The sequence below is a fragment of the Brevundimonas mediterranea genome, assembly GCF_011064825.1.
Lineage (GTDB): Bacteria > Pseudomonadota > Alphaproteobacteria > Caulobacterales > Caulobacteraceae > Brevundimonas > Brevundimonas mediterranea_A.
The window spans coordinates 1,699,183-1,723,446 of the sequence record NZ_CP048751.1; the positions used below are offsets into that span (position 1 = coordinate 1,699,183).

23 protein-coding genes and 1 tRNA gene are annotated in these 24,264 nt (G+C 68.0%); 8 read left to right on the plus strand and 16 right to left on the minus strand.

The window, feature by feature from the left end; translation table 11 throughout:
* Positions 1-9 precede the first annotated feature (9 nt).
* On the plus strand, positions 10-2,172 hold the full coding sequence (locus tag GYM46_RS08295; RefSeq protein ID WP_008258863.1) for a primosomal protein N': 2,163 nt from the start codon (positions 10-12) through the stop codon (positions 2,170-2,172).
* Positions 2,173-2,186: 14 nt separating this feature from the next.
* Here GYM46_RS08295 and GYM46_RS08300 read toward each other — a convergent pair.
* A tRNA-Ala gene (locus tag GYM46_RS08300) sits at positions 2,187-2,263 on the minus strand.
* Between the two features lie 256 nt (positions 2,264-2,519).
* Between GYM46_RS08300 and GYM46_RS08305 the strand changes: the two genes are divergently transcribed.
* The 6 genes from GYM46_RS08305 to GYM46_RS08330 all read left to right on the plus strand — a co-directional run bounded on the left by GYM46_RS08305 (position 2,520) and on the right by GYM46_RS08330 (position 7,613).
* Positions 2,520-2,945 carry a DUF2141 domain-containing protein gene (locus GYM46_RS08305; RefSeq protein WP_008259716.1) on the plus strand — a complete coding sequence of 142 codons (426 nt, stop codon included), beginning with the start codon at positions 2,520-2,522 and terminating at the stop codon, positions 2,943-2,945.
* A 25-nt stretch (positions 2,946-2,970) separates the two neighbouring features.
* A complete protein-coding gene (locus GYM46_RS08310) occupies positions 2,971-4,443 on the plus strand; it encodes a carotenoid oxygenase family protein (RefSeq protein WP_008264272.1) in 1,473 nt (490 codons plus the stop codon).
* A gap of 66 nt (positions 4,444-4,509) precedes the next feature.
* Positions 4,510-5,637 carry an acyltransferase family protein gene (locus tag GYM46_RS08315; protein ID WP_008259925.1) on the plus strand — a complete coding sequence of 376 codons (1,128 nt, stop codon included), beginning with the start codon at positions 4,510-4,512 and terminating at the stop codon, positions 5,635-5,637.
* A gap of 48 nt (positions 5,638-5,685) precedes the next feature.
* Positions 5,686-6,216, plus strand: coding sequence for a CHAP domain-containing protein (locus GYM46_RS08320; protein WP_008259345.1), 531 nt, complete (start codon positions 5,686-5,688; stop codon positions 6,214-6,216).
* A gap of 40 nt (positions 6,217-6,256) precedes the next feature.
* Positions 6,257-7,054 (plus strand): tryptophan 2,3-dioxygenase, encoded by a 798-nt coding sequence (locus tag GYM46_RS08325; protein ID WP_008262447.1) that lies wholly within the window; start codon positions 6,257-6,259, stop codon positions 7,052-7,054.
* 73 nt (positions 7,055-7,127) lie between these two features.
* On the plus strand, positions 7,128-7,613 hold the full coding sequence (locus GYM46_RS08330) for a PA2169 family four-helix-bundle protein (RefSeq protein ID WP_008261194.1): 486 nt from the start codon (positions 7,128-7,130) through the stop codon (positions 7,611-7,613).
* Positions 7,614-7,710: 97 nt separating this feature from the next.
* Here the strand turns inward: GYM46_RS08330 and rplS are convergent, their stop codons facing one another.
* From rplS to GYM46_RS08345, 3 genes are all read right to left on the minus strand, one after another.
* On the minus strand, positions 7,711-8,133 hold the full coding sequence (rplS, locus tag GYM46_RS08335) for a 50S ribosomal protein L19 (protein WP_008262119.1): 423 nt from the start codon (positions 8,131-8,133) through the stop codon (positions 7,711-7,713).
* Position 8,134: 1 nt separating this feature from the next.
* Entirely contained in the window at positions 8,135-8,875 is a 741-nt protein-coding gene (gene trmD, locus GYM46_RS08340) for a tRNA (guanosine(37)-N1)-methyltransferase TrmD (RefSeq protein ID WP_008261330.1), read from the minus strand.
* A gap of 186 nt (positions 8,876-9,061) precedes the next feature.
* Positions 9,062-10,909, minus strand: a complete 1,848-nt coding sequence (locus tag GYM46_RS08345) for a DUF885 domain-containing protein (RefSeq protein WP_008263576.1) — start codon at positions 10,907-10,909, stop codon at positions 9,062-9,064.
* 188 nt (positions 10,910-11,097) lie between these two features.
* Here GYM46_RS08345 and GYM46_RS08350 point away from each other — a divergent pair, with 188 nt between their 5' ends.
* Entirely contained in the window at positions 11,098-11,235 is a 138-nt protein-coding gene (locus GYM46_RS08350; RefSeq protein WP_008261150.1) for an entericidin A/B family lipoprotein, read from the plus strand.
* A gap of 63 nt (positions 11,236-11,298) precedes the next feature.
* Here GYM46_RS08350 and GYM46_RS08355 read toward each other — a convergent pair whose 3' ends face one another.
* The 12 genes from GYM46_RS08355 to GYM46_RS08410 all read right to left on the minus strand — a co-directional run bounded on the left by GYM46_RS08355 (position 11,299) and on the right by GYM46_RS08410 (position 24,249).
* Complete coding sequence (locus GYM46_RS08355; protein ID WP_008262653.1) at positions 11,299-13,074, minus strand: AmpG family muropeptide MFS transporter; 1,776 nt, start codon at positions 13,072-13,074, stop codon at positions 11,299-11,301.
* A gap of 41 nt (positions 13,075-13,115) precedes the next feature.
* Entirely contained in the window at positions 13,116-14,669 is a 1,554-nt protein-coding gene (locus tag GYM46_RS08360; RefSeq protein WP_008258998.1) for a response regulator, read from the minus strand.
* A gap of 50 nt (positions 14,670-14,719) precedes the next feature.
* Positions 14,720-16,336, minus strand: coding sequence for a YifB family Mg chelatase-like AAA ATPase (locus GYM46_RS08365; RefSeq protein ID WP_008258860.1), 1,617 nt, complete (start codon positions 16,334-16,336; stop codon positions 14,720-14,722).
* Positions 16,337-16,397: 61 nt separating this feature from the next.
* Positions 16,398-17,351: a glutathione synthase gene (gshB, locus tag GYM46_RS08370; protein ID WP_008262759.1), complete on the minus strand. Its 954-nt coding sequence runs from the start codon at positions 17,349-17,351 to the stop codon at positions 16,398-16,400.
* Positions 17,352-17,550: 199 nt separating this feature from the next.
* Positions 17,551-17,745: a Trm112 family protein gene (locus GYM46_RS08375; protein WP_008261770.1), complete on the minus strand. Its 195-nt coding sequence runs from the start codon at positions 17,743-17,745 to the stop codon at positions 17,551-17,553.
* Between the two features lie 76 nt (positions 17,746-17,821).
* Positions 17,822-18,478 (minus strand): LON peptidase substrate-binding domain-containing protein, encoded by a 657-nt coding sequence (locus GYM46_RS08380; RefSeq protein WP_369733966.1) that lies wholly within the window; start codon positions 18,476-18,478, stop codon positions 17,822-17,824.
* Positions 18,479-18,572: 94 nt separating this feature from the next.
* Positions 18,573-19,478 carry a thioredoxin family protein gene (locus tag GYM46_RS08385; RefSeq protein WP_008261980.1) on the minus strand — a complete coding sequence of 302 codons (906 nt, stop codon included), beginning with the start codon at positions 19,476-19,478 and terminating at the stop codon, positions 18,573-18,575.
* A gap of 275 nt (positions 19,479-19,753) precedes the next feature.
* Positions 19,754-20,074, minus strand: a complete 321-nt coding sequence (locus tag GYM46_RS08390; protein WP_008259676.1) for a 2Fe-2S iron-sulfur cluster-binding protein — start codon at positions 20,072-20,074, stop codon at positions 19,754-19,756.
* 178 nt (positions 20,075-20,252) lie between these two features.
* Positions 20,253-21,248 (minus strand): hypothetical protein, encoded by a 996-nt coding sequence (locus GYM46_RS08395; protein ID WP_008262475.1) that lies wholly within the window; start codon positions 21,246-21,248, stop codon positions 20,253-20,255.
* Entirely contained in the window at positions 21,245-22,360 is a 1,116-nt protein-coding gene (locus GYM46_RS08400) for an AAA family ATPase (protein ID WP_008259850.1), read from the minus strand. The genes GYM46_RS08395 and GYM46_RS08400 overlap by 4 nt, the downstream gene beginning before the upstream one ends.
* The gene (locus GYM46_RS08405; RefSeq protein ID WP_008263513.1) at positions 22,357-23,529 is read right to left on the minus strand and encodes a DUF262 domain-containing protein; all 1,173 of its coding nucleotides are present in this window, start codon (positions 23,527-23,529) and stop codon (positions 22,357-22,359) included. The genes GYM46_RS08400 and GYM46_RS08405 overlap by 4 nt, the downstream gene beginning before the upstream one ends.
* A 354-nt stretch (positions 23,530-23,883) precedes the next feature.
* Positions 23,884-24,249, minus strand: a complete 366-nt coding sequence (locus GYM46_RS08410) for a gamma-glutamylcyclotransferase family protein (RefSeq protein ID WP_008261743.1) — start codon at positions 24,247-24,249, stop codon at positions 23,884-23,886.
* Positions 24,250-24,264: the final 15 nt, after the last annotated feature.

The window sequence follows — 24,264 nt, forward strand, 5'->3', positions numbered from 1 at the left end:
CGAAGTTCGGTGAAAGTCGCCTCGGTCCTCATTCCCCTGCCCGTGCCGGAAGCCTTCGATTACGAGGCGCCCGAAGGCATGACGCTGGCGCGCGGCGATCAGGTGGCAGTGCCCCTGGGGCCGCGTCTGATCCGAGGCGTGGTGGCCGAGGTGTTCGAGACCACCGGCTCCAACCGGCGGCTGAAATCGGTCGAGTCGAGACTGGACGACCCTGCGCTACCGGCCGGGGTGATGGACTTCGTCGAATGGGCCGGGCGCTGGACCCTGTCGCCGCCCGGCGAGATGGCGGCGACCGCACTGAAGGGGCTGCGCGCGCCACGCCCCAAGCCGGAACGCCGCGTGCGGCGGGTCGGCGACCGCCAGCCGGCGCGCGCCACCCCGGCCCGGACGGGGGTGCTGGAAGCCCTTGGCGAGCGCGCCATGGCGGGCGCCGATCTGGCGCGCGCCGCCGGCGTGTCGTCCGGCCTGGTCAAGGGCCTGATCGACGAGGGGGTGCTGGAGATCATCGAAATCGCGGCCGAGGCGGCGTTCGAACGGCCCGATCCCGACCATGCGCCGGCGACCCTGAACGGCGACCAGGCGGCGGCGGCTTCGGCCCTGGCGGCCGGGGTGACGGGCGGCGGGTTCCGGCCCTTCCTGCTGGACGGGGTCACGGGGTCGGGCAAGACCGAGGCCTATCTGGAGGCGATCGCGCGGGTGCTGCGGTCCGATCCGGCGGCGCAGATCCTGATCCTTCTGCCCGAGATCGCCCTGACCCAGGCCCTGATCGAGCGGATCACGGCCCGGTTCGGCGCCGCCCCGGCCGAATGGCATTCCGGCGTCGCCCCGCCCCGTCGCCGCCAGGTGTGGGAGGCGGTGGTCGCCGGCCGGTGCAACATCGTGGTCGGCGCCCGCTCGGCCCTGTTCCTGCCCTTCGTCGATCTGCGGCTGATCGTGGTGGACGAGGAGCACGACAGTTCGTTCAAACAGGAAGAGGGTCTGGTCTATCACGGACGGGATCTGGCGGTGGCGCGGGCGCGGATCGAGGGGGCGGCGGTGGTCCTGGCCTCGGCGACGCCGTCGCTGGAGACACTGTGGAACGCCCAGGCCGGGCGTTACGACTGGCTGAAGCTGGGCGCCCGGCACGGGGTGGCGGTCATGCCCGATATCGAACTGCTGGACCTGCGCCAGCACACGCCTGATCCCCAGACCTGGTTGTCCCAGCCCCTGCGTACGGCGGTGGCCGAGACCCTGGCGCGGGGCGAGCAGACCCTGTTGTTCCTGAACCGGCGCGGCTATGCGCCCGTCGTCCTGTGCCGCGTCTGTGGGCACCGGCTGACGGCGCCGGACACCGACAGCTGGCTGGTCGAGCACCGGTACACCGGCCGTCTGGTCTGTCACCTGACCGGCTTTTCCATGGCCCGGCCCAAACTGTGCCCGTCATGTGGAGCGGAGGACTCGCTGGTCTCGGTCGGCCCCGGCGTCGAACGGGTCGAGGAGGAGGTGCGCCAGCTGTTCCCCGAGGCGCGGACGGCGGTGTTCAGCTCCGACACCGCGCCCGACGCCAAGTCTGCGCGGGCCTTGATCCAGCGGATGACCGACGGCGAGATCGACATCCTGGTCGCCACCCAGGCCGCCGCCAAGGGGCACAACTTCCCCCGTCTGACCCTGGTCGGGGTGGTGGATGCAGATCTGGGTTTGCGGGGCGGCGACCTGCGGGCGGCCGAACGGACCTATCAACTGCTGGCCCAGGCGACGGGACGGGCGGGTCGCGCCGACCGGCCGGGGCGGGCCATTTTGCAGACCTGGACCCCCGAACATCCGGTGTTGATGGCCCTGGCGGCCGGCGACCGCGACGCCTTCGTCGAGGCGGAGATGGCCGAGCGGGAAGCCGCCGCCCTGCCCCCCTTCGGCCGGTTGGCGGCGATCATCCTGTCCAGCGAGAATGCGGCCGCGGTGGAGAAGGTCGCCGCCGACCTGGCCCAGGCCATTCCCAACGCCGAACGGCTGGAGGTCTATGGCCCCGCCGACGCCCCCCTGGCCCTGGTGCGCGGACGGCGCCGCAAGCGGTTGCTGGTGCGGGCGGACCGCGACGTGAATCTTCAGGCGTTTCTGCGCGCCTGGCTGGCGCGGGTGAAGGTCCCCGCCTCGGTCCGACTGACGGTGGACGTCGATCCCTACTCCTTCCTCTGACTGCAAGGAGAGGATGGAGGCCTGGCCTCCGAGTCGAACGGAGGGTTTTCGGGCTTGCAAGCCCGCCGCGTAGCCACTCCGCCACCAGGCCGTAACGCGTACAGACTGCCACAGGCCCGGCTGGGACTGATGTCGCGCGCGTTTCGACATGTAACGCGCTGTAGCGGCGAGATGGGGCGCAAAAACGCCTTGAGCGGGCGGCGACACGCGCATCGTCGGCGGCGGAGACGGTCATTCACGAAGGCCGGGTGGTCGCTCCCGCATGTCCGATGGCGAAGGCGTGCCCTCGTCTTCAGGGTCCAGTCATCGAGGGCCGGTCGGCGGCCCGGCATGAACAGGACGCCCGCATGAAGACCCTTTCCGCCCTTTGCGCTTCCGCCGCTCTTGCAACCGCCCTGGCGTCGACCTCCGCCTTGGCCGCAGACATCACCTTCGACTTCGACGTCGCTGCGCCGACCGGGCGGATCATGGTCGCCCTTTTCAACAGCGAGGCCAACTACGGCGGCGAGGGCCAGCCGGTTCGTTACGCCATGGTGGACGCAGCAGCCGCTTCCAAACAGGTCCGGTTCGAGGACCTGCCGGACGGCGACTACGCCATGCGCGCCTTTCACGACATCGATGGCGACGGGAAGATGAACACCAACCCATTCGGCATGCCGATCGAGCCCTTCGCCTTCTCCAACAACGCCGTCGGAAACATGGGGCCGGCCTCGTGGGAGCGCGCGAAGTTCGCGGCGACCGGCGCCGTCGCCCAGACCATCAGCCTGAAGTAACCAGACCTAAGCCCGGAGCCGGACCATGACCCCTTCACGCCGTTCCTTCCTGATGGGCGCCGCCGCGCTTTCAGCCGCCGTCGCCACGCCCGAGATGGTCCGCGCCGCCGCCGCCCTCGACGCCGCCGCCCAGGCGGACTGGGCCCTGGCCACCCGCGACGTCGAGGGCGATCTGCCGCGTCAGACGATGCGCCTGATCCACGGCCGGGCGCCGGCGGGGCTGGAGGGCGCCTTGTTCCGCAACGGACCCGGTCGGTTCCGACGGCCGGGCGGGTCCGTCACCCACTGGTTCGACGGCGACGGCCTGATGCGGGCCTTCCGCATCCATGACGGCCAGGCCACGCTGGAGGCCCGGTTCGCCGATACGCCCAAGCGCCGGGTCGAGACCGAACTGGACGCCGTCGTGACCCCGGGCTTCGGGACCGGCGGCGACCCACGCGCGCGGGTCAACTCGAACGACGACGCCAGCGCCGCCAACACGGCCGTCCTGGCGGTGGGAAACCAGATCTGGGCCTTGTGGGAAGGCGGTTCGCCCCTGGCGATGGATGCGTCCGACCTGTCGACCCAGGGCTTCGTCACCCTGCGGGACGATCTGAAAGGCATGCCGTTCCAGGCCCACCCTCGGCGCGCGCCCGACGGCTCGATCTGGAACGTGGGCACGGCCGGCGCCCAAGCCGTGATCTGGCGGCTGAACGCCGACGGCGGACTGAACCGGGCCGAGATCGTCCGCCTGCCGCGCGCCAGCTATATGCACGACTTCACCGCCACCGACCGGCACCTGATCCTGGTGCTTCAGCCCTGGATCCAGGAACGCCAGGCCATGCCCGTCATCAATGGCCTGGTGTGGCGTCCGGAGACCGGGACACAGGTCATGGTGCTGGACAAGGACGACCTCACGCAGTCACGCCTCTATGAGCTGCCGGGCTTCTTCCATTTCCATCTGGGCGACGCCTGGGCCGAACGCGACGGTACGATCCGTTTCGACGTCGCCGCCAGCGGCGATCCGCGCTTCGCCGTCGCCGGCGCGCGGGTGCTGGTCGAAGGCCATGGCGTCGTGCCGGGCGACCCAGCGAAACTGGCCCTGGTCACCCTGCGCCCCGACGGCAAGGCTGACATGCTGACGACCGACGCCGTCGGCGAGTTTCCAAAGGCCGACCCCCGTCGTCTGGGGCTGAAACGCAGCCTGACCGTCCACACCAGCGGCGAGACGCCCGGGCGCCCCCTGCCCACGGGCCTGGCGGTTCAGGACTGGGACAGCGGCCGGTCGCACGGCTTCACCTTCGGCCTCCATCAGATCGTTGAGGAGACGGTCTTCGTGCCCAAGCCCGGCGCCACGGCCGAGACCGACGCCTGGCTGGTCGGACCGTCGGTCAATCTGAAGGCCGGGCGCACCGAACTGCACGTCTTCGACGCGGCCCATGTCGAGGACGGGCCGGTGGCGACCTGGCAGGCGGACACGGCCCTCCCCGCAGGCTTCCACGGAACCTGGGTGGGATAGGGTGGCCAAGGCACGGCGCTTGCGGGCCTTCACGGTTCGCAAAGCCCGACGTGCCAAGGTGAGACCATGACCCCCGTCCAGACGCCCGCCGACCTGCGCCCCATCACCGCCCTGCGTTTCGGCGCGGCGATCTGGGTGGCCGTCTATACCTACTGGGAAAACCTGGCCGGCGCCGGGTCGTCCGGCCTTGTCGACAAGGGCTATCTGGGGGTCGAACTGTTCTTCGTCCTGTCCGGTTTCATCCTCAGCCACGTCTATCTTCAGTCGGCGGGCGAGAAGCGGTTTTCGTATCGCGGCTTCCTGTGGGCGCGGGTGGCGCGGGTCTATCCCCTGCATGTGGCGACCCTGGTCGGGGTGGGGTTGCTGGCCGCCGTCGCCCTGGTCGCCGGGATGAGCGTGGACGGCAATGTGCTGTCGTGGGTCTCGCTTCCGGCCAATCTGCTGATGGTCCACGCCTGGGGCCTGGCCCCCGTCGCCGGTTGGAACCATCCGTCCTGGTCGATCTCGGCGGAATGGTTCGCCTATCTGTGCTTCCCCCTGTTCGCCTTCGTCTTCTGGCGTGCGCGTGAGAAGCCGGTAGCGGCCGTGGTCGGTACGGCCGCCTTCTTGACGGTGCTGTATTACGGGTTCGAGCGCGTCGCGGGCTTCCCGTTGACCGAGGCGACCATCCGCTGGGGCGCCTTGCGGATCGTGCCCTGTTTCGCCCTGGGCTGCGCCCTGTACCTCGTCTACCGCAAGGCGCCGCTGAAGGCGCCCTGGACCGCCTCGGCCGTGTCGTTCGGTCTGATGGTGTTGAGCGCGGCGCTCGGCCTATGGGACGGGATCACCGTCCTGCTGGCCGGGGCCCTGATCCTGTCCTTGGCCTCCCTGCCGAACGAGCGGGCCGGATGGCTGGCCTCGAAGCCGGCGGTCTATCTGGGGGAGATCAGCTATTCGGTCTATATGGTCTGCGTGCCTTGGAAACTTCTGGCCGTTAACCTCGCGGCCAAGCTGACCGACGCCCCGGACAAGCAGCTTCAACTTTTCGTGTGGTTAGCGATTCTGGCGCTTTTGCCGGTCGTGGCGGCCCTGTCCTACCACCTGGTGGAACACCCGGCTCGCAAGGCTTTGAGAGGGATGGCGCAAGGACGCAAAACAGCGTCAAGCGACAAACCGCAGGACGGCGATACGCCGAAAAGGGTTTTTCAATCCTAATTTCCTATGGTCTAAAAAGACCATCGGCAGTCGGGACGAGACCTCAGCATGATGAAACGGCTCAAAGCCGCCGCGGTTGCGGCGACCCTCGGTTTTTTTGCGCTGGGCGTCACCCCCGTTTCCGCAAAGGCCGATGAGCCGTACTGGCAGTGCGTGACCTTCGCCCGCATGTTCTCGGGCATCAACATCTTCGGCGACGCCTGGACCTGGTGGCGTCAGGCCACCGAGAAGTTCCGCACCGGCGACGCGCCCGAAACGGGTTCGGTCCTGGTCTTCCGTCCCGAAGGCCGGATGAGCCGGGGCCATGTCGCCGTCGTCTCCGACATCCTGACCGACCGGGTCGTGCGCGTGACCCACGCCAACTGGGGCGGCAGCCGCGGCAAGGTCGAGGAAAACGTCACCGTCGTGGACGTCTCGCCGTCCAACGACTGGTCCCAGGTCAAAGTCTGGTACAATCCGATCAACGGCCTGGGCACGACCGTCTATCCGACCTACGGCTTCATCTACAAAGGCGCCCGTGACGCCTTCGACGCCGGTCGTCAGATCGCGTCGAACGCTTCGAGCCAGGGCCAGCACTAGGCCGGCTTGCGCATCCGCCCCCCGCGGGCGATAGCGGCGCATGACCCAATCCAGCGACATCACCTACGCCGGCTATCTGGCGTTGGACGACCTGCTCTCGACCCAGCATCCGCTGTCGGATCAGCATGACGAAATGCTGTTCGTCGTCATCCACCAGACCAAGGAGCTGTGGCTGAAGCAGATCCTGCACGAGACAGCCCTGGCCCAGCAGCTGGTTCGCGCCGGCGACCTGGTCCCGGCTTACAAGAGCCTGGCCCGGGTTTCGCGCATCCAGGCGGTGATGACCCACAGCTGGGACATTCTTTCGACCATGACCCCGTCGGACTATCTGCGGTTCCGGGGTTCGCTGGGCTCCTCCTCGGGCTTTCAGAGCGACCAGTTCCGCCGGTTCGAGGCCATGCTGGGCCTGAAGGACGCCAGCTTCCTGAAGTTCCACGCGGACCGGCCAGAGGCCCTGGCCGCGCTGGAAGCCGCCATCGCGGCCCCCAGCCTGTACGACGACGCCCTGGCCCAGATGGCCCAGGCGGGGCTGTCCATCCCGGCCGAGGTGCTGAACCGCGACGTGACCCAGCCTTATGAGCCGTCCGAGGCCGTCGAGGGGGCCTGGCTGGAGGTCTATCGCGACACCGAGCGCTGGTGGGCCCTGTATCAGCTGGCCGAGAAGCTGGTCGATCTGGACGACGCCCTGCTGACCTGGCGGCACAAGCACGTCGTCACGGTCGAGCGGATCATCGGCCGGCGGCGCGGCACCGGCGGCACCGAGGGTGCGGCCTATCTGGCCTCGACCCTGACCAAGCGCTGCTTCCCGGAACTGTGGTCCCTGCGCACCAAACTTTGATGTCGCGGGGCGGCAACCAAGGCCTCGCCCAGCCATTCCGCCGTTCGACCGCAATCGCGGAGGAACGCAAGACATGACCAATCCCAACGCTCACGACATCAAGGTTCTGAACAGCCTGATCGAGACGACCCTGGACAGCGCCGACGGCTATGGCGAAGCCGCCGTGGAATCCCGCGATCCCGATTACACCAGCCTGTTCGAGCGCCGCAGCATCGAACGCCAGCAGGTGGCGGACGACCTGTCCGAGGCCGTGCGGGGCCTGGGCGGCGACCCGGAATCCAAGGGCTCGATCCTGGCCAAGGCCCACCGCGCCTTTCTCGACGTCAAACACGCCCTGCTGCGCAACGACGACACGGTCGTCGGCTCCATCGACAGCGGCGAAGGCTTCATCGCCGCCAAGTTCGAAAGGGCGCTGGAAGACGCCAGCATTTCGGCCACGACCCGCGAGACCATCCGTCGGGCCTACGCCTTGGTGAAGGCCGATCATGACGAGGTTCACGACCTGAATCGCAGCCTGGAAGGCCAGAGGGACGCGTCCAATCCCCTGTACCCGCAGTAGGGTCAGTCATCGCGCATGAAAAAGGCCCCGGCGCTGTCGCCGGGGCCTTCGTCATTTCAGCACGATCCGCGCTCAAGCCGCGCGCGACAATGTCAAATCAGGCTTCGTCGCCCTTGGCGGCCGAACCGGTTTCCGGAACCACGACGCCCTTGGCGGGACGGACGGTCTGGCGTTCGGCGATCCGGGCCGACTTGCCGCGACGATCACGCAGATAATAGAGCTTGGCGCGACGCACGACGCCGCGGCGCTTCACTTCGATCGACTCGATGTTCGGCGACAGAATGGGGAATTTGCGCTCGACGCCTTCGCCGAACGAGATCTTGCGGACGGTGAAGGTCTCGCTGATGCCGCCGCCGTCACGGGCGATGCAGACGCCTTCGAAGGCCTGGACGCGCTCGCGCTCGCCTTCCTTGATCTTCACGTTGACGCGCAGGGTGTCGCCGGGCTGGAAGACCGGGATGGTGCGTTCGCCCAGGACGCGGGCTTTTTCTTCGGCGTCCAGCTGTTGAACGATGTTCATGTCATTTCTCCTCGAGCTTTGCGCTCTTTGCCTGTGATTTGGCGAGATGCGCTTCCCAGAGGTCTGGTCGTCGCTCCCGCGTGGTCTCTTCCCGCTGCGCCTCGCGCCATTTGGCGACCTTCTTGTGGTCGCCCGACAGCAGCACCTCGGGTATCTCAAGCCCCTCGAACGTCCGCGGTCGCGTGTACTGCGGGTGTTCCAGAAGCCCATCCTCGAAGCTTTCGGACGACAGGCTGTCTGCCGCGCCGAGTACGCCGGGGATCAGTCTTACGCACGCCTCGATCACGACCATGGCCGCCGCCTCGCCGCCGGCGAGCACCGCGTCTCCGACCGAGACCTCCTCGAACCCGCGTGCGTCCAGCACCCGCTGATCCACCCCCTCGAAACGGCCGCACAGCACGACGATTCCGTCGGCCCCACCCTTTTCAGGCGAGACCCATTCCTTGACGCGCGCCTGGGTCAGGGGCCGACCCCGGGCGCTCATGTACAAAAGCGGCCGTTTCGGTCCCGGCAGGCTATCCACCGCCCGAGCCACCACGTCCGCCTTAAGCACGGCTCCCGGGCCGCCACCCGCAGGGGTGTCGTCCAGGAAGCCGCGCGTATCTGTGGAAAAGGCGCGAATGTCAACCGTATCCAGGCTCCACAAGCCTTTCTCGCGCCAGGCCGTGCCAATCAGCGACACGCCGAGCGGGCCCGGAAAGGCCTCGGGGAACATGGTCAGGACGGTGGCGGTGAAGGACATGGCGGCGGCTCATACACGAAATCACGGGCGATGCCTCCCTCTCCCGGTGGGAGAGGGCTTGAGCGCCTGAGAGCGAAGCGATCAGACTTGCGCGAAAGGGTGAGGGTCGGGTGGTGCGAATTGGCCCGCCGGCCGACCCTCATCCGGCTCTTCGAGCCACCTTCTCCCAATGGGAGAAGGACGTGCTTATGCCGTCGGCGCCCCGCCGCCCGCCGCGATCCAGCCGTCGACCTGGTCTTCCAGCACGTCCAGCGGCACCGAGCCGGATCCCAGGACTACGGCGTGGAAGTCCTTGATGTCGAACCGGTCGCCCAGGGCCGCCTTGGCCCGGTCGCGCAGTTCCTCGATCTTCAGCTCGCCGATCTTGTAGCTGGTCGCCTGGCCGGGATTGGTGATGTAGCGCTCGACTTCCTTTTCGATGTCGCGCTCGGACAGCAGGGAGTTCTGACGGAAATAGTCCATCGCCTGTTCGCGGCTCCAGCGTTTGGCGTGCAGGCCGGTGTCCGTCACCAGACGCACCGCGCGCCACAGCTCGGTCGAGAGCCGGCCGAAGTCGGAATAGGGATCCTGATAGAAGCCCATCTCCTTGCCCAGCTGTTCGGCGTACAGCCCCCAGCCCTCGGCATAGGCGCCGTAGCCGCCGAAGCGGCGGAAGCGCGGCAGGCCCTCGATCTCTTGCGCATAGGCGATCTGGAAATGGTGGCCGGGCGCGCCCTCATGATAGCTGATGCCCTCGATCTGGGGCTTCAGCACCTGGGTCATGTCCGACAGGTTGACGTAATAGATGCCCGGCCGCGACCCGTCCGGCGCCGGCGAATTATAGAAGGCGATCGAGGCCGTGGCTTCGCGGAACGGTTCGACCGCCCGCACCTCCAGCGCCGCCTTGGGCAGGGTCGAGAACCACTGAGGGGCCGCCGCCATCACCTGGGCGATGAAGCCGCGCGCGTCTGTCAGATACTGTTCCTTGCCTTCCGGCGTGTTCGGATACTGGAAGCGCGGATCGGTCTTCAGGAAGACGAAGAAGTCCTGCAGCGTGCCGGTGAAGCCGACCTGGGCCTTGATGACTTCCATCTCGGCCTGGATGCGGGCGACCTCGTCCAGGCCGATCTGGTGGATCTGGTCGGCGGTCAGGTCGGTCGTCGTCGAGAGCTGGAGCCGGGCGTTGTAATAGGCCTCGCCCTGCGGCAGGCGCCATACGCCGGCGTCGCTGTCGGCCAGAGGCTGAACCTCGGCCAGGGCCGCCAGCACGGTGTCGAACCCGGCCTTGTAGGGGCCGGTCAGGGCGGCGCGTCCCTCGGACAGCAACCGGTCCTTGGTCGCCTGGGCGGCCTCCAGCGCCGCAACCTTCTTGTTGAAGTCGGCCCAGACCGGATTGTCCGGCCCATCGTCGAACGGGGCGCCGGAAATGACGTTGCGGGTATTGGCGATGGAGGGTGCAAAGACGAAACGGGGCGACACCACGCCGGCCGCCGCACGCTGGCGCAGTTCGTCGGCGACCTGGCCCATCTGGACCTGGGCGGCGCGCAGCCGGGCGACATAGGCTTCGGCGTCGGCGACGCTGGCGACGCGGTGGTTGTTGATCAGGAAAACCGGCAGGCTGGTGGTCGGATTGCCGTTGGCGGCGAACTGAAAGCCCCAGTCGCGCCACTGGTTCGACAGTCGGGCCTGTTGGACGCCATATTCGAACATCCGCCACGACAACCGCGCCTGAGGTCCCAGCTTCTGCGGATCAAACTCGGTCTTCATCCGGGCCAGCTGGCTTTCGGACAGGGCCAGGGCGCGGTCGGCGGCGGCGTCCGAGACGTCGTCCAGCCTGTCATAGTCGGTCTTGATGCCCAGCGAGGTCATCTGTTGCGGGCTGAGGGCGATGCGGGCCTGGAAGGCCTCTTCGAAGAAGGCGTTCAGCCGCGCGTCCTCGCTCTGGGCCTGGGGCGACGGCGCGGCGGTCGGCGCCACGTTTGGCGTCTGGGCCAGGGCCGGAACGCCGGACAGCAGCGCCAGGCCGGCGACGGACGAGATCAGAAGACGACGCATGGACAACCCCTCGAAGAACAGGCGTCCACCTTCGGGGCGTCGCCCGTCCGACGCAAGCGTGTCAGCACGGCAGCGTCACGACGATCCAACAGGGATCGGTCTAAATCGCGATATGGCGCCGCTTGATGCAACCTATGCCCAGGCGCGGCGTTGGGGGACAGCTTGACCATAACATCCGGGTTTTCACCATGCGCAAGATCATCGCCCTCTCCATCGTCGCCGCCGCCCTGGCCGTGTCGGCCTGCAACACCATCTCGGGCGTCGGCCGCGACGTCTCCGCAGCCGGTTCGGCGGTCAGCCAGGGCGCCGAAAACGCCAAGCACTAGGACCGGCCAACGCTGGAACGAAGAAGGCCCGCCGGCGTCCGGCGGGCCTTTTCTTGGGCGTCGTCAGGACGGCTGCCCCTCCGTCGCCGCGATGGCGGCGTCCTCTTCGACCTCGCTCTGCTGGCGCGCCTGAAGCGCGGTCTGTTTGGCGGCCACGACGAAGGCCAGGACGATGGCGAAGACGCCGACGACGGTCGAATAGAGGAAGAACACCACATAGCCGACCCCCAGGGCGGCCGGCGTCACACCGCTGGTCGCGGCGCCTGCGGCCAGCGAGCCCTCAGGAAGACGGGCGAACAGCGGGCGCAAAACCGCGAATGGACCGGTTCCCTCCGCCGCTCGGGCCGAGGCCTCGACGATACGCCCGGACTGAGAGGCGATCAGCTTGCCCGGCAGGGCGTATAGCGAACTGAACAGAGCGTACTGGGTGGCGGTGAAGCCGATCGACGTCAGGCTGGACATATAGGCGATCAGGGCCGTGCCGGCGTAGCCCGTGGCGCTGTTGTCCACCCCGATGGCGAAGGTCAGGGCCGGCAGACTGGGGCCCTGGGTCGCCAGCCAGGCGAAGACCAGGTTGGACAGCGGGCTCATGAATGCGCCGATCACCATGGTGCGGATCAGGCCTAGCCGCGCCACCGACCAACCGCCGATAAAGACGCCCAGGGTGGTCATGACGACCCCGAAGACCTTTCGAACTTCCGCCAGTTCCGTCTTGGTGAAGCCCAGGTCCAGATAGAAGGGGTTCATGATGTTCAGCACGAAATCGGCCAGGCGATAGACGCAGATCAGCGCCAGGATCAGCGTCGCCACTCCCGAAAACCGCTTGTAGAAGTCCGCCAGAGGTTCGCCGAAGGACCCCGCCAGATAGGCGCCCGGGCGGGTTCTCAAACCGGGAATAGGCCAGCAGGCCAGAACCAGAAGCGCCAAGCCCGAGAAAACCGACACGACCTGGAGATAGACGCCGCCCGGCCGGGCCGCCCAGGCGTCGGCGATGGCGGCCTGACCATCCGTTCCAAGGCCGAACAGACCCAGCAGACCATTCAGAGGGCCTGCCTGCGCCGTCAGGCCCGAGCCGACGACCATGGCGGCGGCGCCGATCAGGATCAGGCGGGCGATCCATTCCAGCACCTCCCACCTCGGCCGTGAGGGGGTGTCGCCCACCGGAATGGGTCGGATCGAATGAGCCTTTTCGCGCGGGGCGAACAGGACGCCGGCGACGCCGAAACCCATCAGGGCGGCCATCACCGCATAGGAGACATTCCAGTTGTAGAGATCGGCCAGGACCAGGGGCACGGCGCCGGCCACGATCATGGCGACGCGGTAGCCCATCTGATAGGCGGCGGCCATGGCGCCGTGGCGACTGTCATCCGCGGCCTCGATCCGCCAGGCGTCGATGACGATGTCCTGAGTGGCGCCGAAGAAGCCGACCAGGGTGGCGAACAGGGCCACAGCCAGCAGGGCGTTCGACGGATCGAGGCCCGAAATCGACCACAGACCGAAGACGATGACGGCCTGGGTCAGCAGCATCCAGGAGCGCCGATGGCCCAGAAGGGGCGTCAGGATCGGCACCGCCGTGCGATCAATCAGCGGCGCCCAGACGAATTTCAGCGAATAGGACAGGGTCGCCAGGGCGAAGAAACCGATGACCTCCAGTGTCTGGCCGCTCTCGCGCAGCCAGGCCGACAGGGTGTCGAAGATCAGCAGATTGGGCAGGCCGGCCGAAAAGCCCAGCAGCAGCATGATGAAGACGCGCCGTTCGCCATAGACGGCCAGACCACCGAAACGGCTGGCGGGCGTCGCCTTGCCGGATGCGGCGGCGGGGGTGGCTTGATCGGTCATGCACGGCTCCGGCGGCGGCCGGAATCGCGGGCGCCTGTAACTCAGCCGACCTTGGCGCGGATGTCGCGTTTCGTCCAGCGGGCCAGGGCGGCGCGCAGGGCCTCGGCGTCCAGCGGCTTGACGAGATGGTCGTTCATTCCGGCCTCCAGGCACAGGCGCCGGTCCTCGGCGAAGGCGTTGGCGGTCAGGGCCAGTATGGGGGTGGCGTCGCCCGCAGCGCGGATGGCGCGGGCGGCGGCGGGACCGTCCATGCCCGGCATCCGCATGTCCATGAAGACCAGGTCATAGCGGGCGCGCGCCAGGGCGGCGACGGCCTCATGGCCCGTGGCGGCGGTCTCGACGGTGCAGCCTTCGCGCCGCAGCAGGGTGCGGGCCAGAAGGGCGCCGACCGGATTGTCCTCGGCCAGCAGCACGCGGACGCCGGCGAACCGGGCGGGGACCACGCGGTCGTCTTCAGGCGCAGAGACGGCGGTCGGGGCGGCGGGGTCCGCACCCACGGCGGCCAGAACCCGTTCGGCCAGGGAGGCCCGGCGCAGGGGCTTGATCAGATAGCCGTGGAAGCCGGCGGCCCGATAGCGGGGGATCAGGTCCCGTTCGGACGGTTTCAGCAGCACGACGCCCCGCCCTGCGGGCGGAAGAGGCGCCAGGTCGCCGGCGGGGGCGCCCGCATGGTCGACCAGTGTCACCGGGGCCTTGGCGGCGACCCGGCCTCCGGACGCTTTGATCTGGTCGGCGGCGGCGGCGCGGACGAAGGAATCGGGCGAGTCGATGCAGACCGTCTGGCCGTGCAGCGGGGTGTCGCGCGGGCCGGCGACGGGCAGGAAACCGGCCTCGAAGCGGAAACGGGCTCCGCCGCGAGCATCGGCGTCGGCGCCGGGCGGTCGATCCTCGACCCGAGCCGTCCCCCCCATCGCCGTCGCCAGTTTGCGCACCACCGCCAGGCCCAGGCCCGCGCCGTCATGGCGCACGGCGTCGGAGGAATCGGCGTGGCCGAACTCCTCGAAGATGCGGGCGCGGGCTTCGGCCGGCACGCCGGGGCCGGTGTCGTCGATGATGAAGGCCAGGCGGACGCGCCCGTCGTCCATGTCGGTGGGATCCGGGGTGACGCGTTCGACCGACAGACGCACGCCGCCGGTCTCGGTGAACTTGACCGCATTGCCGGCCAGATTGAACAGCACCTGTCGCAGCCGGCCCTCGTCGGCCAGGATGTCGGGGGCGTCGGCGGCGACCGACCAGACGATCTCCAGCCCCTTGTCGTGGGCGCGCGGGCTCAGCAGTTCGGCGACGCCGCGCACCAGGCCTTCCAGATCGACCGGCGCCAGGTCGAACTCCAGCGACCCCGCCTCCAGCCGGGCGTAGTCCAGCAGGTCGTTGACCAGGCCCAGCAGATGTTCAGCCGACTGGCGCGCATTCTCGGCATAGGCGCGCTGGGCACCGTCCAGCCGTGTGCGCTGCAGCAGGTTGATCATGCCCAGCACGCCGTTCAGCGGCGTGCGCATCTCGTGGCTCATCAGCCGCAGGAACTGCTGGGCCGGATCCACGGCCTGCGTCGCCTGCGTCTCGATCCGTTTCGTCGCCGCCCGTCGCGCCATCATCGTCTCCGTAGACCGGCAATATAGGGGCGGCGGGTTAAGGATTGCCCCACTCACGAATAGAGGAAGGGCGCCTGTTCCGCCGTCGCTTCCCGGATCTCGGACCCCTCGCCCCGCTGGGCCTGGCGTCGGTCGAAGTCGGCCTCGGCGCCCACGGTGGTGCGGCGATAGATCAGGGCCTCGGCGATGTGGCGCCGCAGCACGCCGGTGCAGCCGTCCAGGTCGGCGATGGTGCGGGCCAGGCGCAGGGTGCGGGTCCAGCCCCGTGCGGTCAGCCCCCCGGCTTCGCCCGCCCGCATCAACAGCATCCGGCCCGCCTCGTCGGGCGTGGCGAACCGATCGAGGGTGTCGCCCGAGGCGCGGGCGTTCAGCCCCTGGGCCGGATCCAGCCCCGCCTCGCGCACCCGGTCCTCCTGCATGGCGCGGGCGGCGGCGACGCGGGCCCTGGCCTCGGCCGTGCCTTCGGCCGGCGGGGGCAGGGTCATGTCGGCGGCGGTGACGGGCGGGGTCTCGACCGTCAGATCGATCCGGTCGAACATTGGGCCGGAGATGCGGTTCTGGTAGTCGCGCTGGCAGCGCGGGGCCTTGCCGCAGGCGCCGCGCCCGGCCCCGCCCATGCCGCACCGACAGGGATTCATCGCCGCCACCAGCTGGAACCGCGCCGGATAGCGGATATGGGCGTTGGCGCGGGCCACCACGATCTCGCCCGTCTCCAGCGGCGCGCGCAGGGAATCCAGGGCCTGGGCGCTGTATTCCGGCAGTTCGTCGAGGAACAGGATTCCGTTGTGCGCCAACGAGGCCTCGCCCGGCTTGGCGCGCAGACCCCCGCCGGTCAGGGCCGCCATCGAGGCCGAATGGTGCGGGCTTCTGAAGGGCCGGTCCCGGGTCAGGGCGCCGCGCTCGATCAGGCCGGCGACCGACCAGACCATCGAGGTCTCCAGCAGTTCCTGCGAGGTCAGGGGCGGCAACAGGCCCGGCAGGCGTTGCGCCATCATCGACTTGCCCGATCCCGGCGGGCCGACGAACAGCAGATTGTGCCCTCCCGCCGCGGCGACCTCCAGCGCCCGCTTGGCCCCCTCCTGGCCCTTGACCTCGCGCAGGTCGGGCGCGACGCCGCCGGTCGCCAGCGGGCCGGGCTCCGGCGCGCGCAGGACCTGGGTTCCCTTGAAATGATTGACCAGGGCGATCAGAGAGCGGGGCGCCAGGATGCGGGCGCCGCCGGCCCAGGCCGCCTCCGGCCCCGTGGCCTCGGGACAGATCAGGCCCAGGCCCATGGCGTCGGCGGCCACGGCGGCCGGCAGGGCGCCGCCGACCCGCGCGATCTGGCCGTCCAGCCCCAGTTCGCCGATGGCCGCCCAACCGTCCAGGGCGTCCGGCGCGATCACCCCCATGGCCGCCATAAGGGCCAGGGCCAGCGGCAGGTCGAAATGACTGCCCTCCTTGGGCAGATCGGCGGGGGCCAGATTGGCGATGATCCGCTTGGCCGGAAGCGCCAGGCCGATGCCCGCAAAGGCGCCCCGCACCCGTTCGCGGCTTTCGGCCACCGCCTTGTCCGGCAGGCCGACGATGTTGAACACCGTCTGCTGATCCTGGCCGACCAGCTGGACCTCGACATCCACGCGCCGGGCCTCGACCCCGTCGAAGGCGACCGTGACAACCCGCGCGACCATGACGTCCTCTCCCACCCGGAGAAGGAACGAACCATGAACTGAAATCTAATTCAAGTGGCGATCACGCAACCTGTGCGGCGCGCTTGGCCTCGATCACGTCCCACATCAGGGCGGTGGCGTCGACGCCGGTGAAGGTCTTCAGCTGCTGGGCGCCGGTGGGGGAGGTGACGTTGATCTCGGTGAGATAATCGCCGATCACGTCGATGCCGACGAAGATCAGGCCGCGCTCTCTCAGGGTCGGGCCGATGGCGGCGCAGATCTCCAGGTCGCGCGGCGTCAGCTCGACCGGCATGGCCGTGCCGCCGACGTGCAGGTTGGAGCGGACGGCGCCGGCCGCCGGCACGCGGTTGATCGCGCCCACCGGCTCGCCGTCGATCAGCAGGATGCGCTTGTCGCCCTTGGACACGGCGGGGATGAATTTCTGGATCACCAGCGGATCGCGGCTGCCCACGGCGTGGATCTCGATCAGGGCGTCCAGATTGGGGTCGTCGGCGCGCAGCTTGACCACGCCCGAGCCCCCGTTGCCGTGCAGCGGCTTCAGCACCACCTCGCCATGCTGCTCGTGGAAGGCGTTCAGGGCGACGGGATCGGCCGAGATCAGGGTCGGGGGCTGGAGTCCGGGGAAGGCGGTGACCAGCAGCTTCTCGGGCGCCGAACGCACCTGGGCGGGGTCGTTGACCACCAGGGTCCTGGGATGGACCGTCTCCAGCAGATAGGTGGCGGTGACATAGGCCATGTCGAACGGCGGGTCCTGGCGCATCAGGATGACGTCCACGTCCTCGGCCAGGTCCAGCTTCACCCAGTCGCCGAAGTCGACGTGGTTGCCGACCTCACGTCGCACGGTGATCGGCCGGGCGCGGCAATAGAGGCGGCCCTCCTCCAGCGCCAGGGTGCGGAAATCATAGACCCACAGCTGGTGCCCGCGCGCCTGGGCCGTCTCGGCCATCAGGAAGCTGGTGTCCCCGGCGATGTCGACGGCCTCGATCGGGTCCATCTGGATGGCGACTTTCAACATCGGTAGGCCTTCTCTATGTAGCGGGTTTACGGGATGGGAACGCCGGAACACCGGTGAAACCCCCATCCGCTCATCCCGGCGAAAGCCGGGACCCAGTGCTTTGGGCGAAAGGTCGGTGTGGTTCGCACAGCCTTGTCCCCACGCACTGCCGAGCGAAAGAACTGGGTCCCGGCTTTCGCCGGGATGAGCGGAGTATAAGTCAGTCCAGCTGACGGGCTTCCTCGGCCAGCATGATCGGCACGCCCTCGCGGATCGGATAGGCCAGTTTGGCGCCGACGGAGATCAGTTCGCCCGCGTCGCGGTCGTAGGTCAGCTTGCCGCGCGTGACCGGGCAGACCAGCACCTCCAGCAGGCGGGGATCGACGGAGACGGGCGTGTTGAAGGCGTCACTCATTGTTCTGGGCCTGTCGCGCTTTGCGCTACTTGAGGGTTCTTTAGGGGGCTACCGCGCTTCGCGCTACTTGAGCCCGTCATTGCATGGACGGCGCCGCGTCGTCACCGGCGTCGGCGGCGTCGATGCGGAGCAGGGCGGTCAGGGCCTCGGCGCGGGGCAGCAGGCCCATGGCCTCCAGAAGGGCCTGTTTCTCGGCCGGTTCGAACGGCAGGGCCATCGACAGGCTGTTGATCAAGGCCTCCATCGGCGCGCTCTCGGCCGTATCCCAGTCGATGTCCAGCAGCCGGTGGGTCATGTAGGCGCGCAGGGCGTCGAGGAAGGCGTGGCGGTCGAAGTCCGGCTCTTCCGGCGGGGGCGCCAGATCGTCCTCATAGGCGTCGAAGGCCGCGCGCACCTGGCGATAGGGCGCCTTGGACGGCAGTTCGGCGGCGATGCGGAACCGCGACACCCCGGTCAGGGTGATCAGATACCGACCGTCCGAGGTTTCCGCAAAACCGGTGATCCGCCCGGCGCAGCCGACCGGCGACAGGCCGGGCAGGGCCGGAGTCCCGCCCTTGGGCTGGACCAGGCCGATGATCCGGTCCCCGGCCATGGCGTCGTCCACCATGTTGAGATAGCGCGGCTCGAAGATGTTCAACGGCAGCTGGCCGCGCGGCAGCAGTATGGCCCCTTCCAGCGGGAACACCGGGATCACCTGCGGCAGATCGAGGGCTCGAACATAGCCTTGAGGCATCATGTCTCCTTGGCCTATCGCCCTTCGGGCTGCTTGAGGCCGGTGTTGCTTGGCCTGTCGCCCTGCGGGCTATTTGCGGCCGGTGTTTTGGCGCCTACGAGAAAAGAATGGAGGACAGGCGGCGACGCCCGTCCTTGGCGACGTCGGAACTGACGCCGGCCGCGTCGAAGATGACCAGCAACTGCTTGCGGGCCGCCTGGTCGTTCCACTCGCGATCGGCCTGGATGATGTGCAGCAGATTATCGACCGCGCCCTTGAAGTCGCCGGCCGCGCTCTGGGCCTCGGCCAGGTCGAACCGGGCCTGGTGGTCGTCGGGGGCGGCCGCGACCTTGGCCTCAAGCTCGGCGGAAGCCCCGGTCGGCGCCTTGGCCGCCAGGGCTAGTTGCGCGCGCACGCTCTGGACCGCCGGCTCCTTGGAGTCCTGGGGGGCCATGGCGATGGTCTGGGCCGCCTGTTCGAGATCGCCGCTCGCCAGATAGACCCGCGCCATGCCGGCGATGGCCTTCTCGTTTTCGGGCTCGATCGACAGGACGTGGGCGAAGGCCTGGGCCGCGCCGCCGAAGTCGTTCAGGCCCAGCGACTCCTCGCCCAGCTCCAGCAGTTGCGCCGTCTCGGTGGACCCGCCCTGGCCCCCGGTCAGCTTGTCGATGAAGGCCTTGATCTGGCTGTCGGGGATCGCGCCCTGGAAGCCGTCCACCGGCTGGCCATTGACGAAGGCGTAGACGGTGGGGATCGACTGCACCCGCAGCTGGCCCGCATAGGCCGGGTTGGCGTCCACATCGATCTTGACCATCTTCACCGCCCCCTTGGCGGCGCGCACGCCCTTCTCCAGCGCCGGACCCAGGGTCCGGCACGGCCCGCACCAGGTGGCCCAGAAATCGACGATGACCGGCTGATGCTTCGACGCCTCGATGACGTCGGTCATGAAGGAGGCGTCCGTGCCCTCCTTGATCAGGTCGCCCGAGAGATTGGGGTCCAGGGTGGGGTCAGCGAAGGTCATGTCGGGGGTCCGTGCTGGGTCGAAAGATCGTAACGGCTCAGATGGCGACGGGATGCGCCGGCATCAAGCGGCGAATTGACCCGCTGTGACCCAGGGCGGCGCCCCGCCGCGCGGAATTCAGACTCGGCTTGCGGAAAAACACCGTCTGAATCGTCTGAATCGTCTGAAATTCCCCGCCTCACGCGCGGTTTCGCCGCGCCGCTGCATCCAGATGGGGCGCCGGGCGCACGGTTCAAGCGGCCAAAGCCGTCATCGCCCGCGTCGGCCGTGCGGTCCTAGTGCTGGTTTTCCGGCAGGCGCACGACCAGGCCGTCCAGGGCGTCGGACACGCGGATCTGGCACGACAGCCGGCTGTTGGGCTCGACCTCTTCGGCGAAGTCCAGCATCGACTCCTCCATGGCCGAGGGTTTGCCCGTCGCCTCGCGCCAGGCCTCGTCGACATAGACATGGCAGGTGGCGCAGGCGCAGGCCCCGCCGCAATCCGCATCGATCCCCGGCACATTGTTCCGGATCGCGCCCTCCATGACGGAAAGCCCCGGTTTCACGTCAACGACGTGCTCGGTTCCGTCATGCTCGATATAGGTGATGCTGGCCATGCGCCGCTCATATCAAGCCGGGGCGAGGGCGCAAGGGCGGATGGAAGGCGGGGGTGGTTGAGGCGGGGTGGTTGAGGCGGAACCTGACTCGTCGCCCACGTTGTGAAGGACCGCGATCGGGCCGTCCGAAGCGTCGCCCCAGCCGCGAAAGCAGGCGCTAGCCTGAAGGGCCGGAAGGTCAGGGCAGAGGGAGGTGTTCGTGAATTATGGCTACGATTAGTTGGTCTATTCCATGTACGGGGCCGTGGATGTGGATCCGGTTGCGATGGGGCTCGATCTTCAAATGCCACTCGCAATAGATTGTATCCTCCCCCAGTATCCGCTCCCGCGCTTTTCGCGTCTGGGCGTTCAGACGGACGTTTGGATTTTCGGGGGCGACATCCAGCCCGATTTGCCGAAAGCGGCGCTCAATTATCTGGTTTGACGGCGTGCCGCGAGTGGGATCGGGATGCAGACCATCGGTGGGCGTCAGCGGTGGCGGCGGTGTGGTGAATATCCATCGCCCATGGTCGTTGAGGGCTGCGAGCGCGGCCTGGACCGGGGCGCGGATGGCAAGATAGCCGCCGCCGAGGTCGTTCACTTGGTCCAGCACCCCCGGCAGGAAGTGGATCTCGGGATAGGCATGGGGGCCGAGCTGGGCCAGGCTTTCAGCGTTGTCGCCTTCGACGCGGATCGCGTCACGCCAGAAGGCGATCCGATCCGCCTCATGGCCTACGAAATGGACTTCGGTCACACCGATTGAGGTCTGGGTCGGCAAGGTGCCTTGCCGCCGGAAGGACAGGCTCGCCATCGCGCGGCCGGACCGGATCGTGTGATGAACCCAAGCGAGGTCCACGTTGTCCTCCAATGCTCCGCCGGCGACGGAAATCTCGGTCTGGTCCCAGCCCGCCGGCCAGTCCGGACTGTCCGAGTAGACCGTGGCACGCCCCAACCAAGCGTACAGTTCCTGGACGATTTCGCCGGTTAGCTGGATTTCGGCTTGGCCCGTGGCGATTTCCCAGAGTGAGAAGGCGTCCAACATGGCGCGGGACTGAAAGTCGCCGCCGATCAGTACCGGCTCCTCGCGGTCGAGGCTCGTTTTTACGAAGTCGAGCACTTGGTCGATCCATGCGTTGACCTCCGCGCCGCTCGCGCCGTCGAAGACCCAGTCCGCGCCGTTGACGACGAAGCTCATTCCTGGATGCGACGGCGGATCTGGCCAAGCGAGGCGACGTCGATCTGGTACTGATCGAAGAAGCCGCGTGGCCAAGCCGACAGCGCGCCCGCTGCGGACAACGACAAGGTGCGATGCGCTTGGCCGTCGTCGCCGTCCTCCGGCTGGCCGAAGAAGTGCAGCACGGCCTGGTCGGCTGCCAAGTAGCCGAACTCCGCGACGGCGCGCCGGATACCGTTCAGCACGTGGTCGGAGTGGGTCTCCACCACGACCTGGACCCCCTTGTTGGCCAGCCAGGCCAGGAAGACCCCCATTCTGGACTGGCCGGCCGGATGGAGGTGCGCCTCAGGATTCTCCACGATCAGCAGGCCGCCCGGCTCAGCGATCAGACCCCCTAGGATAATCGGGAGGGCATAGGTCAGGCCGAACCCCATGTTGGTGGAGCGCACCCAGCGCGCGTCGGGCGTGCGGTACTGGAGCTCCGCGATAGTCATGTCGGAGGGCCGCACGCCGTTGATTTCGATGGGCCGCGTCATCTCGCTCAGCCACTGTTCTGCCTCGTACTTGAGGAGCCGGGCCCTGCGCACGGTTGATTGAGGATGCGTGCGGTCAGCCTGGGCGAGCGGTCGGTCACCCAGGACGCTAAGGACATGGGCGCAGAACTCCCCGTGAAGGCCGACCTCAAGGTGATCGTCCGGCTGCGAGGAGGTCTTGTAGACTTCCCGGGGTCCTAGCCGCTCGGCGCTCAGGACGGTGAAGCCGCGCGGCGCGCGGCGGAACATTGCGAACGGGGCTTGGGGGCGCTCTGCGATCGCAAGATAGAGCGCATCCTCCGTGGGGACCGCGAAGACCCAGCGGAACATCACGCCGGCCTCGTCGAAAATGTCGATCCTGATCGGGCCTTCGCTGTCGGCGTTCAGAACCTCGCCCGCAGTCCCAAGCTCCATCCCGCACGGGCCATTCAGTGGCAAGGAGGCCTCCGCCGTGACCGACGCCTCGCGGGCGAGGAACACCGCCTGCAGGAGGGAGGTCTTGCCCGAGCCGTTGAGGCCCGTCAGCACGCTCAAGGGCGCCATCCGCACCCGCTCGTCGCTGAAGCGCTTCAGCCCGCGAACGTGGATTTCGCGGATCATTGCAGGGCGACCTCAACCAGGCGCCGGGTCTCGCCGAGACGCAGGGAGACCTTGGCGAAATCGCCGGTGCCGACCGTGACGGCCCGCAGATAGGCCGGGTCATCGAAGGCTGCGCGGAACAGTTCGGTGATCCGATCCTTGCGGGGCAGGAGCTCGTTCAGCGGGTAGTCAGCCAGCGCGTTCGCCTGGGCCTCGAAAACCGCGCGGTTGATCGGACCCCGCCGGATCTGGCTCGGGGGCCACCGGCGGAAGGCGGCGGGCCCGAGGATTTGATGGGCGTTGGTCATGCCGCGTTTAAAGGCCGCCGCCAGCTCGGCCAGCTCATCGTCCGTGAGACGGGGCCGGGTCGACATGTCATCGATCCGCTTGGTGAAGTCGATGAGGAAAGCGTCCAGGCTTGAGTACACTCGGTAGTCCTCGATGGAGGATTTCCGGAAGGCGCAGAAGCGCAGGGCAAGCTCGCGATTGGTCATCCGGGCGCTGTGGCGAACCCTCATGCCATCGATGCGCCGCCAGTATTGATTGTCGGTGGCCTTGTCGAACTCCTCCGCCTCGGCCAGCTCGCCGATGAACTTGCGCGAGCGCTCCTTGCTCATCGCGTGTCGGATCTCCTGGGCTGACAGCGGGCTGCCCAGGGTGTTCACACGGTTGAAGATGTCGAACTTCACCTCGTCCGGCGTCTGTGGTTCAATGACGTGGACGACGATCTGTGTAGCGCGAAACCGCCGCAGGGAGCCGGCGTCGAGCTGCTCATAGGTGAGACCGTCGAGGGTGATCAGATACTCGAGGTCGGCCGCGTTAAGAGCGTGCTCATTGCGCATGAAGAGCGAGATGGTCGACAGGCGCTGCACGCCATCGACCACCTGATAGGTTCCGTCGTCGTCCTGGTTGAAATAGAAGGCGGGCAGCGGGATGCCGAGGAGGATGGACTCGATCAGACGGGTGCGCTGTCGGGCCTGCCAGACGTACTCGCGCTGGAAATCCGGCGCGAGATCGATGTCCCCATCTTCGATCTGATCGACGACGTCGCGGAGCGAGAAGTTCTTCGTGGTGATGCGGATCTTGGCGGGATCCCACGGCTTGATGTCCTCGCCGCCGCCACTGGTGTCTTCTGCGTCGATCTCAAGCTCGACGTCTGGGGACGAATCCTCGCCTTGGAGTTCATTCATGTTTGAGCGCATCCAGATGGGCCGACCCGAGCTCTATTAAGTTTGGCCTAAAGCCTTCGCTCCCGATAGGTGACAGAGACAGAAATATGGTTAAAAAATCGCGCGAAACCTCAGCCGGATTGCGGGCTACCCACGGTCTGGGAGTACGCCTTGAGCGGACCTAGCCGGGTAGATCTAACGATATCCGAGGCCTCTTAACCATGCTGAGCCGCTCCCGCTTGGCTGGAAGAACCCAACGGAGCCGCGTCCAGTCGATTGAAGCTCGGTTGGAGTAGGCGCCAACCTGATCGGGGCGGCGCCAACGACCGCTGTCCGGCCCCGTCCGAGTGTCCGCTCCTGGCGCAATCCCGCCCCTCACCCCTCCGCCGCCACATACACCCACGCCCCCACGCCCGCCTCCGTCGTCACGCGCACCCGTCGATAGTCCTCGCCCTCATAGGCGTCGGCGGCGGTCAGGTCGGCGGGGGCGACAGGGTAGAGGCGGCCGGGGACGGGCGGGGCGGCGTCCGGCGTCGGGATCAGGATCGGATAATGGGTCAGGCCGGTCTCGGCCGTGATCTGGGGGTCGTCGACGGGGGGCTCGTCGATGGGGATGTGCGACAGGCGAAAACCGCTCAGTCGGTCCGGGGCGCCCGGCCCCAGGTCGCGGCCGAAGACGGCCGTCTGGACCGCCGGGTCCTGCAGCGTGCCATAGGCGAACAGCAGGACCTCAGCGGTCATCGGGGCATCGGCGGC

Bases quoted from the DNA above. Each gene is read 5' to 3' on its own strand.
- GYM46_RS08305 (WP_008259716.1), top strand. From the start codon at position 2,520: ATGAAGACCCTTTCCGCCCTTTGCGCTTCCGCCGCTCTTGCAACCGCC.
- GYM46_RS08310 (WP_008264272.1), top strand. From the start codon at position 2,971: ATGACCCCTTCACGCCGTTCCTTCCTGATGGGCGCCGCCGCGCTTTCA.
- GYM46_RS08315 (WP_008259925.1), top strand. From the start codon at position 4,510: ATGACCCCCGTCCAGACGCCCGCCGACCTGCGCCCCATCACCGCCCTG.
- GYM46_RS08320 (WP_008259345.1), top strand. From the start codon at position 5,686: ATGATGAAACGGCTCAAAGCCGCCGCGGTTGCGGCGACCCTCGGTTTT.
- GYM46_RS08325 (WP_008262447.1), top strand. From the start codon at position 6,257: ATGACCCAATCCAGCGACATCACCTACGCCGGCTATCTGGCGTTGGAC.
- GYM46_RS08330 (WP_008261194.1), top strand. From the start codon at position 7,128: ATGACCAATCCCAACGCTCACGACATCAAGGTTCTGAACAGCCTGATC.
- rplS (WP_008262119.1), bottom strand. From the start codon at position 8,133: ATGAACATCGTTCAACAGCTGGACGCCGAAGAAAAAGCCCGCGTCCTG.
- trmD (WP_008261330.1), bottom strand. From the start codon at position 8,875: ATGTCCTTCACCGCCACCGTCCTGACCATGTTCCCCGAGGCCTTTCCG.
- GYM46_RS08345 (WP_008263576.1), bottom strand. From the start codon at position 10,909: ATGCGTCGTCTTCTGATCTCGTCCGTCGCCGGCCTGGCGCTGCTGTCC.
- GYM46_RS08350 (WP_008261150.1), top strand. From the start codon at position 11,098: ATGCGCAAGATCATCGCCCTCTCCATCGTCGCCGCCGCCCTGGCCGTG.
- GYM46_RS08355 (WP_008262653.1), bottom strand. From the start codon at position 13,074: ATGACCGATCAAGCCACCCCCGCCGCCGCATCCGGCAAGGCGACGCCC.
- GYM46_RS08360 (WP_008258998.1), bottom strand. From the start codon at position 14,669: ATGATGGCGCGACGGGCGGCGACGAAACGGATCGAGACGCAGGCGACG.
- GYM46_RS08365 (WP_008258860.1), bottom strand. From the start codon at position 16,336: ATGGTCGCGCGGGTTGTCACGGTCGCCTTCGACGGGGTCGAGGCCCGG.
- gshB (WP_008262759.1), bottom strand. From the start codon at position 17,351: ATGTTGAAAGTCGCCATCCAGATGGACCCGATCGAGGCCGTCGACATC.
- GYM46_RS08375 (WP_008261770.1), bottom strand. From the start codon at position 17,745: ATGAGTGACGCCTTCAACACGCCCGTCTCCGTCGATCCCCGCCTGCTG.
- GYM46_RS08380 (WP_369733966.1), bottom strand. From the start codon at position 18,478: ATGCCTCAAGGCTATGTTCGAGCCCTCGATCTGCCGCAGGTGATCCCG.
- GYM46_RS08385 (WP_008261980.1), bottom strand. From the start codon at position 19,478: ATGACCTTCGCTGACCCCACCCTGGACCCCAATCTCTCGGGCGACCTG.
- GYM46_RS08390 (WP_008259676.1), bottom strand. From the start codon at position 20,074: ATGGCCAGCATCACCTATATCGAGCATGACGGAACCGAGCACGTCGTT.
- GYM46_RS08395 (WP_008262475.1), bottom strand. From the start codon at position 21,248: ATGAGCTTCGTCGTCAACGGCGCGGACTGGGTCTTCGACGGCGCGAGC.
- GYM46_RS08400 (WP_008259850.1), bottom strand. From the start codon at position 22,360: ATGATCCGCGAAATCCACGTTCGCGGGCTGAAGCGCTTCAGCGACGAG.
- GYM46_RS08405 (WP_008263513.1), bottom strand. From the start codon at position 23,529: ATGAATGAACTCCAAGGCGAGGATTCGTCCCCAGACGTCGAGCTTGAG.
- GYM46_RS08410 (WP_008261743.1), bottom strand. From the start codon at position 24,249: ATGACCGCTGAGGTCCTGCTGTTCGCCTATGGCACGCTGCAGGACCCG.